At 59.8% G+C, this 15,308-nt stretch carries 13 protein-coding genes and 1 pseudogene; 6 read left to right on the forward strand and 8 right to left on the reverse strand.

Annotation, left to right across the window (positions count from 1 at the left end; translation table 11 throughout):
* Positions 1 to 15 precede the first annotated feature (15 nt).
* From ACFY68_RS13590 to ACFY68_RS13610, 5 genes are read right to left on the reverse strand one after another with little or no spacing between them, the layout of a single operon-like run.
* Complete coding sequence (locus tag ACFY68_RS13590; protein ID WP_387527942.1) at positions 16 to 717, reverse strand: ATP-binding cassette domain-containing protein; 702 nt, start codon at positions 715 to 717, stop codon at positions 16 to 18.
* Positions 718 to 1,476, reverse strand: coding sequence for a hypothetical protein (locus tag ACFY68_RS13595; protein WP_387527945.1), 759 nt, complete (start codon positions 1,474 to 1,476; stop codon positions 718 to 720). It abuts the gene before it with no gap.
* Positions 1,473 to 2,675 carry a YcaO-like family protein gene (locus ACFY68_RS13600; protein WP_387527948.1) on the reverse strand — a complete coding sequence of 401 codons (1,203 nt, stop codon included), beginning with the start codon at positions 2,673 to 2,675 and terminating at the stop codon, positions 1,473 to 1,475. Before ACFY68_RS13600 ends, ACFY68_RS13595 begins: the two co-directional genes overlap by 4 nt.
* 4 nt (positions 2,676 to 2,679) lie before the next feature.
* Positions 2,680 to 3,471 (reverse strand): SagB/ThcOx family dehydrogenase, encoded by a 792-nt coding sequence (locus ACFY68_RS13605; protein WP_346615982.1) that lies wholly within the window; start codon positions 3,469 to 3,471, stop codon positions 2,680 to 2,682.
* Complete coding sequence (locus ACFY68_RS13610; protein WP_387527951.1) at positions 3,471 to 4,334, reverse strand: McbB family protein; 864 nt, start codon at positions 4,332 to 4,334, stop codon at positions 3,471 to 3,473. The genes ACFY68_RS13605 and ACFY68_RS13610 overlap by 1 nt, the downstream gene beginning before the upstream one ends.
* Positions 4,335 to 5,025: 691 nt before the next feature.
* Between ACFY68_RS13610 and ACFY68_RS13615 the strand changes: the two are divergent.
* A pseudogene (locus tag ACFY68_RS13615) lies at positions 5,026 to 5,223 on the forward strand (phosphopantetheine-binding protein); the annotation flags it as partial.
* A 345-nt stretch (positions 5,224 to 5,568) separates the two neighbouring features.
* Here the strand turns inward: ACFY68_RS13615 and dsbG are convergent.
* The 3 genes from dsbG to dsbD are packed head-to-tail and all read right to left on the reverse strand — an operon-like array spanning position 5,569 to position 8,880.
* Complete coding sequence (gene dsbG / locus ACFY68_RS13620) at positions 5,569 to 6,327, reverse strand: thiol:disulfide interchange protein DsbG (RefSeq protein WP_387527954.1); 759 nt, start codon at positions 6,325 to 6,327, stop codon at positions 5,569 to 5,571.
* A 1-nt stretch (position 6,328) separates the two neighbouring features.
* Positions 6,329 to 7,165 (reverse strand): prolipoprotein diacylglyceryl transferase family protein, encoded by an 837-nt coding sequence (locus ACFY68_RS13625; RefSeq protein WP_387527956.1) that lies wholly within the window; start codon positions 7,163 to 7,165, stop codon positions 6,329 to 6,331.
* Complete coding sequence (gene dsbD / locus ACFY68_RS13630) at positions 7,165 to 8,880, reverse strand: protein-disulfide reductase DsbD (RefSeq protein WP_387527959.1); 1,716 nt, start codon at positions 8,878 to 8,880, stop codon at positions 7,165 to 7,167. The genes ACFY68_RS13625 and dsbD overlap by 1 nt, the downstream gene beginning before the upstream one ends.
* Positions 8,881 to 9,158: 278 nt before the next feature.
* Between dsbD and ACFY68_RS13635 the strand changes: the two genes are divergently transcribed.
* Genes ACFY68_RS13635 through ACFY68_RS13655 form a run of 5 tightly spaced genes read left to right on the forward strand, consistent with a single transcriptional unit; the run spans position 9,159 to position 15,271 of the window.
* Entirely contained in the window at positions 9,159 to 11,990 is a 2,832-nt protein-coding gene (locus tag ACFY68_RS13635; protein WP_387527962.1) for a xanthine dehydrogenase family protein molybdopterin-binding subunit, read from the forward strand.
* On the forward strand, positions 11,983 to 12,519 hold the full coding sequence (locus ACFY68_RS13640; RefSeq protein WP_241804480.1) for a (2Fe-2S)-binding protein: 537 nt from the start codon (positions 11,983 to 11,985) through the stop codon (positions 12,517 to 12,519). Before ACFY68_RS13635 ends, ACFY68_RS13640 begins: the two co-directional genes overlap by 8 nt.
* Positions 12,520 to 12,521: 2 nt before the next feature.
* Entirely contained in the window at positions 12,522 to 13,733 is a 1,212-nt protein-coding gene (locus ACFY68_RS13645) for a cytochrome c (protein WP_387527965.1), read from the forward strand.
* Between the two features lie 3 nt (positions 13,734 to 13,736).
* Positions 13,737 to 14,708, forward strand: a complete 972-nt coding sequence (locus ACFY68_RS13650) for an XdhC family protein (protein WP_387527968.1) — start codon at positions 13,737 to 13,739, stop codon at positions 14,706 to 14,708.
* Positions 14,705 to 15,271: an NTP transferase domain-containing protein gene (locus ACFY68_RS13655; protein WP_387527971.1), complete on the forward strand. Its 567-nt coding sequence runs from the start codon at positions 14,705 to 14,707 to the stop codon at positions 15,269 to 15,271. The genes ACFY68_RS13650 and ACFY68_RS13655 overlap by 4 nt, the downstream gene beginning before the upstream one ends.
* Positions 15,272 to 15,308 lie beyond the last annotated feature (37 nt).

Here is a 15,308-nt window from a genome sequence, read left to right on the forward strand (position 1 = left end):
TCGTGGCTGAGAGTGTCAGAACGAGGCATTGATGAACGCTTCATCAAGCGATCTGGCGCGGTGGCGGGCCATGAACTCTTCGCCGCTATTGAAGGCCTCCAGGCGCCTGTTAGCAAGCATGTAAAAGCGGTGGCAATTTGCCGTTATTTCCTCTGTGTAATGCGAAGAAACGAGCACGCAAGTACCTTCTCGGCATGCGTTATGGATGCCAACCCATATGAAATGGCGAAATTCAGGGTCCACGCCAGCCGTGGGTTCATCGAGGATGATCAAGTCACTGTCCTGCAGCAGCAGGGTTAAAGTAAAAAAACTGCGAATTTCTCCATAACTGCAAGTGGAGGCTTTTTTTTGGGAGATATCAGTGTATCGCTTGGACAGTGACGGCGACCATTGCGTTAATCTTGATAGAATTTCAGCGTCACTGGGTGGGGTGTTAGCGTTCAGGCTGCTGATCAGTCTGCCGATCTCGTTCATTCGTAGTAAAGGTGGTGGCGTGATAATTTGGGTGAGATAAGCCGTTCTTTGGGAGGCGTTGAGGATTGTCCCGTTCGTGGGTTTCCTTATTCCGCAAATGAGGTCGAAGAGCGTTGTTTTTCCTGCGCCATTGCAGCCTAGTATGCCTATTACTTCGCCCTGTTTGGCGTGCAGTGCCAGGCTGTCAATCAAGGTGTTACTGTCATGGCCAAAGCTTAAATTTTGTGTTTCTAGGATGATCATTTAATAGCGGCTCCAGATGGGCTGTATTCTGAAATATCGTCCTGTGAAGTAGAGTGCGCTCAGTGCAGCGGCCAGTGTTGCCACAAAACTGCTGAGCAAGGGGAGTTCGTTATTAAATAGCCGCGTGCTCAAGTATAGGGGGTTGAGCAGGATCAGCGAGTGCGAGGTCATGAAGCTTTGCGTCGCCCCTGAGTATCCCGATATCAGCATTAGAAATGACATCAGCGAAAACAGCGTGCTGGCCGTACTGAATTTGATAGGCAGTGCCGCTATGCCGAGTCCGATGCAGGTGAACAGCAGGTAGCTGGTGTAAAAGCATGCCAGTAAATGCAGTAGCTCAACGACCGAGTAATTTCCGTAAAAAGGTTTGGTTATAAGGTAGAAGAGTGATGCATAGGTAATGCTTATTATTGAGTAGCTGAAAGAGTGCGCTAGCAAAAAGCGCAGGATTGAATTGTGCTCATAAATGAAGGATCGAACAAAGCCGCTTTCTCTTCTGCCGATCAAGTAAAAGCTGAATCCAAAAAAAGCGACGCTGGCGGAAATGTACGAATAAAACCATGCGGCCGATGCGGCATACGACTGCGTAGTCACGTCGGGGGTTGGGTGTTGCAGGGTGGTTAATACGAACAGTAGGCAGGGTGCGATGGCTGACCATAAAAGTGCTGTGGGTTCTCGGGTGTGCTCGGTGATCAATATTTTTGTGATGGACATGATTTTTTTGGTGTTCAAGTATAAGGTGGCTGAATGTGGGTTCATGGGAAAGGCACCATACTGAGTGACTGGGTGGGGATAATGTCATTGCGGAAAGGCTTCGAGTAGATGTTGTGAGTGTTGAAATTTTTAGCATTGTTCATATGGAGGAATAGGTTGGGTGAGAAATATTTGCAGAGGTGCAGGTGTGATTGTTTGAAAGGTGTAGATGATAAATATAGATAGCCATTGAATCCCAGGTCTCTGATAGTGTGAATGAGGCTTTGAGTCGTTAAAGGTGTGGTGCAGCGCTTACTGTGTTTAGGATTTTCTAATTCACTGCAGGTAGTGATGTTGCGGTAGGTGTCGTATCGGTTGCAGGCTAGAAAGTGTTTGAGGTAGGGGTCTTGCAGACCGCTTTCACTCTCGTGGTTGCTATCGACTGAGAGCATGAAGCGGAACGTCTGCCATAGTTCTATAATCGATTTTTCCAAGGCTAAGCCTGCGGTCGCGGCATAAGCCATGCCAGCGCAATATTTTACCTTCGCGTCCGCCGTTTGATTGCCGTAGCACAGGAGTATGCAATTTCCTGGAAACCGTTTATCTGTCAAGTCAAGAATGCAAAGTTCGCCGGTTCTCTTGAGCTCTTTGAATAGTGTCAAGCTGGCGCTGTGGGCAAGTATGGAACATGCTGCGTTGTATCCAATTTGTTCAGTGCAAGTCTTAGTGAGCCAGCATCGGAGAAGGAACTGTCGCTCTAAATTCTCCTTGAGCGCGCCCAGCATTGCTTTTTCGACTGACACGTGTGCGCTACACCCGCAAGTATCCCTCATTGGGTAAAATCCATTATCAATGGGGTCCCTGCATTCCGAAATCGAAATGCAAGCAGTTGGGACCTTGCATTGAGTAAAGTCGGTAATCCTGTAAACAGTCGTGCGATCAAAAAGATGCAGATGCAATGGGGTCTTGAGGCCCCCTGTAGAAGTTTGAGATAGCGCCTCTTCGAATGCTCCACATTCTTGGGGCGTAAGGCTGTCACTCAGTCGATTCTTATCATTCACGGGAATGTCAAGATAGAAGTGTTTGCGCTCAAAGTGCTCACCCAGTGCGGATTGTTGAACATCTGATGACCACCCGCTGCTCGAGCCGTACGTGCGCCAGCGGCTGCCACACTCTACGCTGTAGGGCAGTTGGGTTATCGCATTGGGTCTGATTAACTGAAAGTCTGCCTGGCTGGCGTGATATATTTCGTTATAGGTATTCATCGATTCAACCTATCAATTGGATGCAAGCGGGGAGAAACAGTGTTGGGTTAAGGTTAAGGTTTTTTGTTATTTGGTGGTCCGTGAAACCTGACCAAGGTCTGCTGCGTAGATCCAGCTCTTTGCAGCGCAGGTCCGTGAGCATATACATGGAGCCTGCCTCCATTAAGCTGAGGCGGTATCCTCGGTATCGGTACTTGAAAAGCGCTTTGGGTAAGTAGATGCAGAAAATCAATGCCAAAGCGGGTGAGCCAATGGCAGTGTTTTGCGCGGTGATTGCACGGGAGAGTGTCTGGATGTTGATCGTGGAGCTGTGAGCTTCGAGGGTTCTGGATGAAGAAAGTAGATGCAATGCACTTGTTTCTGCGGGCCATGCTTCAATAGTGTCGTCCAGGTTTATACAGAACACCTCTATTGGGAAAAGAGCCCCGCCACTTGGGTAGCCTCTCTTGTAAGTGGAGTCGCTTTTCACCAAGAGGGGTGCTAGAAGCAATCGAACAGTGTCGAAGTGCATGGGGCGTCCGCCAAAGTGGTCGCATGAATTGTTCCGTTGCAGGGGGTGGGAGGCTGGAAGCGGGGTCAGATTTATCGCAGAGCGCTCGCTCTCGTTGGCGAGTGTGTTGAGAATTAGTTCGTTTCCGCTCAGTTTTTCCAGATCATGAGATGGTATATGGTGCAGCGTGCTCAGGTGCTGGGTGGCTTTATGAATCGTATAATTGCCCTTGGCATGAAACGCTAAGGTCTCATCAATGACGTTAGGGGATGTGAATTTAAGGTACTCGTCATGACTTATGAGCATTATTTGAATTCCAGGCATTGGCAAAGCGGCCAGTGGACGCTGATGTCTTCAGTGATCGCCCCAGTGTCTAAATTAATTGTCTTTGATAGGAGAATCTGGTCTTGAGTGCTCTTGCGTATGGGGGCGCCTAGAAGTTTTGTTGCGAAGCTAACAATCGAACCGAAAACTAACGATAATTGGAGTTCGTCGATCTCTGCCTTGGGCAGGTCAATCTTGTTGTTGCGGCAAAATGCCCATACCTTGCTCCAGTGATGCTGGCTCGTTCGAAGGGTTTCATAGTGAGCAACCCGATCAAGCGTGCAAAAGGCACACGGGTTTCCGATCGATGGCAGGTAGGCCTCTGTCAGGTGGAAGTGGTTGGCACTGATAAATCCTATGCTGGCCCCGCTTTCAGGGTTAAGTGCTAACACCTCGTTATACATCGATCTGATCGATACAGGGCGAAGCTTCAGGCAGGCAAGCACGAACAAAGTCGGTGCACCTGTGTACTGTGGTTTATAGCGTGAGAGGCTTTTAATCTCCAATTTCCCATGAAATCTTTTTTCTAAGTGGTTCTTTAAATCACCTGAGAGGTCGAAGTCGTGGCAAATAATTATTTTTTCAAAATATGGGGCTTCTGCTGTGTCTCCAATGATTGACGCTTTTTCCAAAAACGCCATGACGGATTGGGGGTCCAGATTCTCTTCCGTAAGAATTAGTGTCAGTTCGTCTTGCGTGATGTATTTTGCTTGTCTTTCTTCAAGGCGTCGTAGGGCTTGTGTTAGTTGGGGGTTTGTGATTTTAGTGAATCCTTTGGCGGAAAAGACCAAAGGGTCAGCGTCGAAATTGAGTATTTCGTAGTTATAAATTCTAAGTGTTTTCATTTCGCACCAGGCGCAATAGTGCGGGCGTCCTTTAATAGATCGTCTGGGACGCCCGCGTTTTAGTTAAAGGTTAGCAGAATCGTTGGTGTCAATAGCGTTCCCCCCGCTGCCGCCGGAGCCCCCGCTACCGCCACTACATCCACCGCCGCCTCCACACCCGCCGCTGCCGCCACAACCACCGGCGCCACCTGACCCTCCGAAGAATTCCGCCTCCATATCGCAGTTGTTATCGGATGGTAGTGCCATGACGTTGATACCTAACTGAGTTTCCATAATGTCTCCTTGTTTTTGTTGTTGCCCGCGATGTGTGGGCATATGTAGGTGTAGAAGTGTGAATTAATTGTGTCAATGAATGGTTGAGGTTGGGTTGGTGTTGTTGTGGTTTTTCGCTGTTTATTTGAAGGATTCGTTGTAGGAGAGTTCTTCGGAGTTTTCCTGCTTAATGGCTGGCCTTGATTTTCTGGTGCGTCGATGCCGTTATTCATGTAAGAATCTTCTGATTTGCAGGTCGGGCAGAGCTTTAATTGCTTAAAGGCATTTCTTATATGGGCGGAGTGTGATTTTTTCATCGTCACGGGCTTGAGGTGGTGTTTAAATGCGGGGGGCGTCAGAGGAGTGTTGCGAGATGTGTAACTTAGCAAATCACTTTTTGGATTCGCCTATAGCGAGGCTGGCGTTTCTAGCGTAGGCGGGCAATCCGCTGCAGACCACGCGGATGGCCTCGAGCGAGCAGAAACAGCTGCTGCTCAACCTGCCGCTGCGGGCGATGTTCGAGTGCAGCACGGTGGAGGAGTTGGCTGAGTACGTGCGCGGGCTGCAGGGCAGTGCGCTGGATGAGGGCAAGGTGGATCGGTTGAGTGACCTGATGGCCGAGCTTGAAGGGCTCTAGAAGAGCCGGGGGGGGAGCTTTGCGCCCCTTTTTCACGGCGGGCGGGCTGTTGCGCCCATGAGATCGAGCGCCGCCCGCGCGGCGCATCGCGGATAAATCCGCTCCTACATTTGTTGCAACGTGCCGTTCCAGTCAGGCCATAGTTGCTCGCCTTGACGCATGGCTGAAGATAAGTGGGGCAGTGGCTGCGCCAGCCGAAACATCGCGTCGAGCCAATGAGGTTTACAACCATGGCCTATCGGTCGTGGCCACGTTGCAACAAATGTAGGAGCGGATTTATCCGCGATGCGCCGCGCGGGCGGCGCTCGATCTCATGGGCGCTTGATAACTCAAGACCTGCACCCTTTACCGTTTACCCAGAATCTTCCCCAGCATCTCCGGCCGCGGTGCCCCTTGCTGGCTCTGCAGGTTGCCCTGTTCATCCTGATAGAAGATAGCCGGGGTTGCCTGCAAGCCCATTTCTTCCATCAAGGCCATGTTCCCCGCCAGCTTCTGCTGTACCGCTTCCGGCACCGTGGCGAGCGCCTTTAGTGTGCTCGCCTTGCCGGCCTTTTCATGCTGCTCCAGCGCTTTGGCCGGGTCTTTGGCGGCCAGCAATGCCGCCGACTTGCCCGGGCTGTCCTCGCGGATGATGCCGACCATGATATGGCGCAGCTGCACCTTGCCCGATTCCACCCACGGCCGCGCCTGTTGCCAGAACATGTTGCAGTATGGGCAGTTCGGGTCGCTGAACAGGTACACCTTGCGCGGTGCATCGGCCTTGCCGTCGGCGATCCAGCTGGTCTTTTCCAGCTTGGCCCAGATGGCCTTGGACATCGGCCCGTACACCAGTTTTTCCAGCGGTTCGGCACTCAGGTCCTGGCCCTGTTCGTCGAACAGGCTGCCGACCAGCACGTGCTTGCCGTCGGGTGTGAGGTACAGGGCAATGCCGTTGTTATGGTACTCGGCGGCATAGCCGCGCAGGCCGTTGGGGGCGTCGAAGCTGCCCTTGATCACGGCGCCCTTGGCTTGCAGTTGCTGGACCGCCTTGGGCAGGTCTTCAGCCTGTACCCATGGGGCGGCCAGCAGGGCCAGGGAGAGGGGCAGCAGTGCAGTCAATCGCATGTCAGTTTCCTTGTGCGGCAGGGGCGGGCGCGGCGGCCCGGTCGAAAGGTTCCAGCGCATGGCGCAGGCTGGCCCTGGACAGCTCGCCCAGGTGGCTGCCGACCAGCCGCCCGTTGGCGTCGTAGAACAGTGTGGTGGGCAAGGCCATAGAGCCGACCCGCTGGGCCAGCACGCCGGTGCCGTCGAACAGCACATGGGTCAGGCTCAGGCCGGTGGTGGCCAGGAAGGTGCTGACGTTTTCTGGCGTCTCACCCTGGTTGACAAACAGGAAGGTCACATGGGGATAGTCGCCCTGGGCCTGTTGCAGCACTGGCATTTCCCGCCGGCACGGCGGGCACCAGGTGGCCCAGATATTGATGACCAGCGGCTTACCGCGGTAGCTGTGCAGCGCGATCGATTGCCCGCCAGCATTGCGCAGGCTCAACTCGGGCAGCTCGGTGCCCTTGCTGTACAGGTGGCTGCCCAGGCTGGCGAGGCCCCAGAACAGCGCACCACTGAACAAGGCCCAGCCCAGGGGGCGGCGCAGGCCGGGGTGGCGCCAGCCCTGCCAGAGGCTAGCGAGCACGATGCCGATCAGCCCCGACCAGAGCAGAAAACCGCCGTCACGGATGTCGATGACCTGCAGCAGGTCGTCCCGGTACATCGGCCAGTAGGTCACCACAAAGCCGATACGGGCGCAAAGCAGGCCGATCAGGAACAAGTTGAACAGCGCCGATTCCGGGCTCTCGCCGCCGCGCCGCGCGACCCACCAGCCGACCACACTGGCAATGCCGAGGGCGGCCAGCATCAACAGATGATTGAGGGCCATGGTCAGTGGCCCCAGCGTTACTGTCAGCATCAACCTTGGCTCCTGGTCTGCGCCCAGTGTTGCAGGAACGCGGCCGCATCCACCTCACCGGTGATGCGCCGCGCGCGACGTTCCTCGCCGTCCGGGCCGAGCCAGAGAATGCTGGGCGGGCCGGGTACCTGGTAGCGTTGCAGCAGTGCGCGGCTGGCCGGCGCGTCGGCGGTTACGTCCAGGCGCAGCAAGTGCACGCCGGCAAGGCTCGCCTGCACATCGCCACGGGCGAACACCTGCTTTTCCATGACCTTGCACGACACGCACCAGTCGGCATAGTAGTCGATCATTATCCACTGGCCACGGGCCTTGGCCGCGTCCAGCTCACGTTGCAGGTCCTCCGGGCGGCTGACGGTGAGAAACGCGTCTTCTACATGTTGCTGCGGGGCCGCCGTTGCGCCGCCGCCGGCGAATGGGCGCAGCGGCTGCCACAGGTCATCGCCGCCGGCGGCAGCGCCGACCAGCAGCAGGCCACCCCACAGCGCGGCCAGCAGCGGCACTGCGCGCAGGGCAGGCAAGCGCTGCAGCGCTGGCCACATGGCCCAGCCCAGGGCAATCAGCCAGGCGCCACTCAAGGCCAGCAGCAGTGGCGCGGCCAGCAGACTGCGTACGGTGTACAGCGCCATGGCCAGGAACACGAAGCCGAACACGCCCTTGACACGGTTCATCCAGGCGCCCGGGCGCGGCAGGTAGCGGTTGCCGACGGTTACCAGCAACAGCAGCGGCAAGCCCATGCCCAGGCCGAGGCTGAACAGCACCAGTGCGCCTTGCAGCACATCGCCACTTTGCCCGATGTACAACAGCGCGCCGGCCAGCGGCGCGGTCATGCATGGGCCCAGCAGCAGCCCGGACAGCGCGCCCAACAGCGCCGCACCGTACAGGTTGCCGCCCCGGGTCGCCTGCCCGGCGCGGTCCAGGCGATCACGCAGGGCGGCGGGCAGTTGCAATTCGAAGGCGCCAAACATGGGCAAGGCCAGCAACACGAACAGCGCCGCCAGGCTGCCCAGCAACCACGGCTGCTGCAACCAGGCCTGCAGGCTGGCGCCCAGCAGCGCGGCGACTACGCCCAGCGCTGCATAAACCAGCGCCATGCTCAGCACGTACACCCCGGCCAGCACCCACCCACGGCGCGCGCTGGCGCCATTGCCGAGCACCAGGCCGGCAAGGATCGGCAGCATCGGCAGCGAGCAGGGGGTAAAGGCCAGCAGCAAGCCAAGGCCGAAGAACGCCAGTAGGCTCCAGCCCAGGCTGGCGCTCTGCAGGCCACTGGCCAAGGCCTGGTCGCTGGCCTGGTCAGCCACCGGTACGTTGCTGCCACCGAGGTCGATCACGTTAGTTTGCGGCGGGTAGCACAGGCCGGCATCGGCGCAGCCCTGCCAACCCAGGCGCAACTGGCCCTGAGCGTTGGCAGGCAGCAGCAGTTCCAGCTGATCACGGTACACCGCGCTGTCGCCGAAGAACTCGTCGTGGTGGTTCAGGGCAGGGGGCAGTTGCGGCTGCTGGTCGGCCGGCAGGCCGTCGAACTTCAGGCGCTTCTGGTAGATGTAGTAGCCCTGCTTGATCTGGAAGTACAGGCGCATCTGGCCGTCGGCCTGGCGGTCATGGGTGAGGACGAAAGCCTGGTTGACCGGCAGGAAGTCGGGTTTGGCCTCGAACGGGTTGGCTTGCAACGGGCCGGCCAGCAGCAATGTCAGGAAGAGCAGGAGGACGCGCATGTCTTCGCCTTGGCAGATGTGAACGCAGGCCATGCTGGCCTCAGACGATTAACCCAAGGTTAACCGTTGGTGCAGACAGTGCTGCCGGGCCAGGGCCGGCTTTGACACACCGCGACATACTGTCAGGTTGACTTTGCCAACACCTGGCAAATTGCTGTAAAGTTGACGTGAAAGTCAGTTTTTTGTGGGCGCCCCGCCAAGCCGCTCACCGCCCCCCTTAGTTTCCCTGCACAAGAATCAAAAGATGGGCAGGCATCGTTCTGCCCAGAGGATCAAGCATGTCCAACCGTGATATATCCCGGCGCTCCTTCCTGCAAGGTGGCCTGATCGCCGGTGTCGGCGTGACCATGGCGCCGCTCGGCAGCCAGGCGTTCGCCGCGCTGATGGAGGACCGTGTCACCACCTCGCCGCAGAAGTGGATGAACCATGACGGCAAGGCGCGTTTCCGTAACGACGCGTTGTCCAAGGTATGCGGCAACAAGGTCTTCGCCCGCGACATTCGCGCCAAAGACATGCCCGGCTGGCCCGCCCAGCAAGGCCACGCCATGCTGCTCAAGACCACCAAGGCCGACCGCATCTACGAAGGTTACGACCTGGGCTGGCTGGGCGCCGAGCTGCAGCCGGACCGCATCGTCACCGCCGCCGACCTGGAAAAGGACGGTATCGCCTGGCCTGAAGCCCATTCACCCGACCCGCTGTTGCCGCCCGGCAAGGTGCCGATGTTCATCGGCCACCCGGTGGCGATCCTGATCTGGAGCGACTTCGAGCGCTTCCGCCAGGCCAAGCGCAAGCTGCAGTTCAACGACAAGGCGATCCGCTATGGCGCCCAGGCCCCGTTGTACCAGCGTGACCCTTATGGCAGCTTCCGTTTCGTGCGCGTTGGCGGTGCCACGCCGTTCGACGAGGACGCGTTCTCCAGCCTGAAGAACACCATGCTGTTCCCGACCATCCTCAACCGCAAACCGGTGTGGTCCAAGGCGCCCAACCAGCATGGCGACCTCACCGAGCAAGGCCTGTTCCACGCCAAGCGCATCGATGAGCAACTGGGCAACCCGCCGCAGGACTGGCTGGTGTTCGACGAGCGCTACAAGACGCCGTCCATCGAGCCGGCCGCGCTGGAACCCGACAACGGCAACGGCTGGTACGACGCGGCAACCGGCACGCTGCACTTCGTGGTCGCTACCCAGTGCCCGTTCGAAGTGGCGCAGGAATGCGTGCACATGATCAAACCGTCGCGCTTCGGCCTGAAGCAGCTCAACGTGCACCCGGGCTACACCGTAGGTTACGGCTCCAAGGACAACAACATCTTCGTGTTCTATGCCGCAGTGGCCGCGTTGTATGGCGCCGGTGTGCCGATCCGCCTGGCTAACGACCGCTACGAGCAGTTCCAGAGCGGCATCAAGCGCCATGCCTTCGATATTCGCTATCAGCTAGCAGTGGACAAGAAGGACAACAGCTTCAAGATCTTCCGCGCCGACATGAGCTGCGACGGCGGTGGCCGCATCAACTACAGCCCGTCGGTGGCTGCGGTGGGCGCCACGGCGGCGCAGTCGATCTACTACATGCCGCAGAACGACCTGTCCGTCACCGCGTATCACTCGCGTGGCGTCGAGGCCGGCTCGATGCGTGGCTACGGCACCCTGCAGACCATGGCTGCCACCGAGATGATGGTCGACGAAGTGGCCGGGCGCCTGGGCGTCGATGCCATCGACCTGCGCCGCGCCAATGCGCTGAAGTCGGGCATGAAGAACACCCAGGGCGCAGTGCCCGCGGGTGCCCTGCGCCTGCACGAGATTCTCGACAAGGCCGCTGCCCATGAATGGTGGCGCAACCGTGATGCGCGCAAGCGCGAGATGGACGCCAAGGACCAGGACCACTGGTACGGTGTCGGTTTCGCCATCTGCCAGAAGGACTTCGGCACCGGTTCCGAAGCGCCGATGGCCAGCATCGAGTTCACTGCCGATGGCCGCATCAGCCTGCGCCACATCGGCACCGAGTTGGGCACTGGCATGTCGACCTCCCAGGCGCTGGTGGTAAGTGACTTCCTCGGCCGCTCGGCCGATGAGGTCAAGACCGCCGCCACCGAATGGCCGGAGTTGCAACTGACCACCAGCGGCAATCCGTACCTGATCAGCCAGGCCGAGCAGGACGCTGCGCTGCGCGACCCGCGCTGGGTCGGCAAGCTGGCATCGCCATCGTCGGCCACCAACTCGGCCTTCTACTTCAGCCACGCCACCCGTGAAGCGGCGCGTGTGCTGTTCAATCACGGCTTGTGGCCAGCCGCCATGGCCCTGTGGCGCCAAGGCCCGTTCGGTGGCCAGGCCAACCCGTTGGTGGTGCGCCGCGAGAACGCGGTGTGGGTCAACGGTGAGCTGACTGGCAACGGCCTGGCGCCGATTCCGTTCGCTGAACTGGCGAAGAAAGCCCACGAAATGGGCCTGGTCACCGGCGTCAGCGTGCACGGTTTCAACCGCTGGAGCTGGGCCGAGGCCGACTTCGTCATCGACGGCGTGCGCGAGCGCTTCCCGCTCGATGCCGTGGCCGTGAAATACGGCGACGGTGCGCCGAATGCCAAGAAAGCACAGATGACCAGCAACGGCTTCCACCTGCTCGACCGGCAGAACGCGGCCTACCCGGCCACCCAGCTGAACAACGCCATGGTCACTTACTACAGCCCGGTGGCGACCATCGTCGAAGTGAAGGTCAACAAGGGCAGCGGTGAAGTCCAGGTGCTCAACCACCACAGCTGGGTCGAGTGCGGCCGCGTGCTGGTGCCGGAACTGGTCAAAGGCCAGCTCGAAGGCGGTATCGCCATGGGCATCGGCCATGCGCTGACCGAAGAGATGCCGTTGCATGAAGGCGGCCCGGGGGAGGGCGACTGGAACTTCAACCGCTATCGCCTGCCGCGTGCCAAAGACGTGGCGGTGTGGAAGCAGACGTCCGAGATCCTCCCGCCGCTGTCGCCAACCGACCCGTCCAAGGGCATCGCCGAGGTGGTGATGATCCCGGTGGTCGGTGCCATCGGCAACGCCGTGGCCCATGCCATTGGCAAGCGCGTGCGCGACCTTCCGATTACTCCAGCCCGCATCAAGGAGGCCCTCAATGGCTAACCGTCCGCTTCAACTGACCCTCAACGGTCAACCTGTCGGTCCGGTCGAGGTCCCCGATGACCTGGCGATGATCGACTACCTGCACGAACACCAGAACCTCACCGGCTCGCGCCTGGGCTGCGGCCAGGGCATCTGCCACGCCTGCGTGGTGATCGTCGACAACCCCGATGGCACCAGCGAAGAAGTGCGCACCTGCATCACCGGCGCGCATTACTTTACCGGCAAGAAGGTCCGCACCATCGAGAGCCATGCCAAGCAGGACGAGGCCGGCAACTTCACGCTGAACCCGATCCAGCAGAAGTTCGTCGACCTGTTCGCCTTCCAGTGCAGCTACTGCGCACCCGGCTTCGTCAACGCCGCCACCGTGCTGGTAGAAAATGCCCAGCGCCAGCCTGTGAAGAAGAGCGAGCTGGAAGACCGCATCGAAGAGAGCCTGGGGCATCACATCTGCCGCTGCACTGGCTACGTGCGTTACTACGACGCTACCCGCACGGTCCTCAACGACCTCGGCCTGGTCAAGGAGGGTTGAGCATGGCGTTCGTTCGTTCCGGTCTGGCGCTGGCGCTCGGCCTTGTCGTATCGATGGCCGCCCAGGCGGATGACCAGGCGCTGGTCAAGCGCGGGGAATACCTCGCCCGCGCCGCCGACTGCATGGCCTGCCACACTGCCGAGGGCGGCGCGCCCTACGCGGGTGGCCTGCCTATCCATTCACCGTTCGGTACCATCTACGGCAGCAACATCACCCCGGACAAGCAGTACGGCATCGGCAACTACACGGCCGACGAGTTCTTCGCCGCCGTCACCGAAGGCAAGCGCAAGGACGGTGCCAACCTGTACCCGGCCATGCCTTACACCTCTTACCACCTGATCAGCCGGGAAGACTCCGATGCGATCCTGGCGTACCTGATGACCGTGCCGCCGATCAATCGCCCGGCGCCGGAGACCAAGCTCAGCTTCCCGTTCAACGTGCGCATGGGCCTGGCCGGCTGGAACATGCTGTACGGCAAGAGCGTGCAGCTGCAGCCCACGCAGGGCAAGAGCCCGGCCTGGCAGCGCGGCCAGTACATGGTCGAAGTCATGGGCCACTGCGGCGAGTGCCACACCCCGCGTAACCCGATTGGTGCCTTGCAGCAGGACCAGCGCCTGACCGGCGGCCTGCTCAACGGCTACCTGGCGCCGAGCCTGCTGGCCCAGGACCTGGCCGAGCGCGGCTGGACCCAGCCAGACCTCACCACCTTCCTCAAACACGGCATCAGTGCCCAGGGCAGCATGTTCAACGAGATGTTCCCGGTGGTGCACCACAGCACCCAGCACCTGGAAGACGCAGACCTGGCCGCCATGGCCACCTACCTGCTGGGCGACCAGCCGCCGGCGGCCAAGGTAATCGAGGAGGTGCCACTGGAGCAGTTGACCGACAGCGCCAAGCGCGGCCGCCAGCAGTACCTCAATGTCTGCGCCGGCTGCCACGGCGTCGATGGCGAGGGCAAGCCGCATATCGCCGTGGCCATGCAGGGCAACACGGTGCTGCGCCAGGGTGACTCGCGCAACCTGGTCAAGGCGATTGTCGACGGTATCCGCGAACAGCAGTTCACCGGCTTCGAGCGCATGCAGCCGATGCCAGGTTTCGCCGACAAGCTCAATGACCAGCAGATCACCGACATGGTCAATTACCTGCGTCAGGCCTGGGGTGGTTTGCCCGGTGACCTGAACGTGCAGCTGCTCGCCGAGCTGAAGGCGGAGTGACGCGTGCAGCATCTTGATCTGCAGGTCGTGCACCAGGCGTTGCAGTGGTCGTGTAACGGCCAGCGGGTATGGTTGTGCACGGTGCTCGCCACCTACGGCTCGGCGCCGCGTGCGCCGGGCTCGTTGCTGGCGGTGAACGACGGCGGGCAGTGGGTGGGCTCGCTGTCGGGCGGTTGCGTCGAGGAAGATTTCCTCGAGCGCGTCGCCCAGGGCGAATTCCCCGAGCCAGTGGCGCTCGTGCGCTATGGCGATGGCAGTGACCGGCGTTCGAGCATTCGCCTGCCCTGTGGCGGCGTGCTTGAGGTGCTGGTGGAAAACCTGCCGGCCGATTGCCAGGTGCAGGGGCACCTGCGTGAGCTGCACAGTGCGCTGCAGGGGCAGCGCCGCCTGCTGCGCGAGGTGAGCCTGCCGGATGGGGCTCGCCAGCTCAGCAACGACACCGCCCAGGGCCCGCGCGTCGAACGTGAAAGCAGCCGCGTTCGGCTGCGCGTCGGCGCTGCTCAGCGCCTGCTCTTGGCAGGCTATTCCAGCGTGGCGCAGTACTGCGCCGAGTTCGGCAAGGGCATGGGCTTTGAAGTCATCCTCTGTGACCCGCGTGACGAAGTGCTCGAAGGCGTGGAGCTCGAGGGCATCGAAGTACGCCGTGAACTGCCGTCGGAATTCATCGCCAACGGGGGTTGCCATGCCGACACCGCAGTGGTTGCATTGACCCATGATCCTAAAATCGATGACCTGGCCATGCTTGAAGCGGTGCGCACAGAGGCGTTCTACATTGGCGTGATGGGCTCGAAGGCCACTTCCGACAAGCGCCGCGAACGCCTGCAGCGGATCGGTGGCCTGGGTGACGACGAGCTGGCGCGTATCCACGCGCCAATCGGCCTCAACCTGGGCAGCAAGACCCCGGCGGAGATCGCATTGGCGGTGTTGGCCGATATCCTGCGGATGCGCAACGGCATCACCCGGGCGGCGCTGTGAAGGTCGTTGCGCTGGTGCTGGCGGCAGGTCGCAGCGTGCGCTTCGGTAGCGACAAGCGCCGCGCCACCCTGGCCGATGGGCGCAGCTTGCTGGTGCACAGCGTCGAGCGGGCTTGCTCGGTGTTCGGTGATGTACGGGTGGTGTTGCGCGAAGGTGAGCGGGCAGAGGACCTTGGGTTGCCTGCGGGTTGCCGGGTCATTGCCAGCCCGCAGGCCAGGCTGGGGATGGGGCGCAGCTTGGCGGCCGGTGTTGCATCGTTGGCCGACAGCGATGCACAGGCCGTGGCTATTCTGCTGGGCGACATGCCCTGGATCGAACCGGCAACGCTACGCCTACTGGCTGAAACGGCCACCGCCTCGACCATCGTGCTGCCACGGCATGCCGGTCAGCAGGGGCATCCGGTGCTGTTCGGCCGTGAATTCTGGCCGGAGATGGCGCAGTTGTCGGGTGATGAAGGGGCGCGTTCGTTGGTAAAAGGGCATCGGGAACGCTGTGTGGTGCTGGAATGTGAAGATTCTGGGGTGTTGCTGGATGTCGACACGCCAGAGGTGGCGTTGAAATAGCGGGTGCATGGCTTGAAGTTTTTGGCGCTCATGAGAT

It is taken from the genome of Pseudomonas sp. NPDC012596, from assembly GCF_042902325.1.
Lineage (GTDB): Bacteria > Pseudomonadota > Gammaproteobacteria > Pseudomonadales > Pseudomonadaceae > Aquipseudomonas.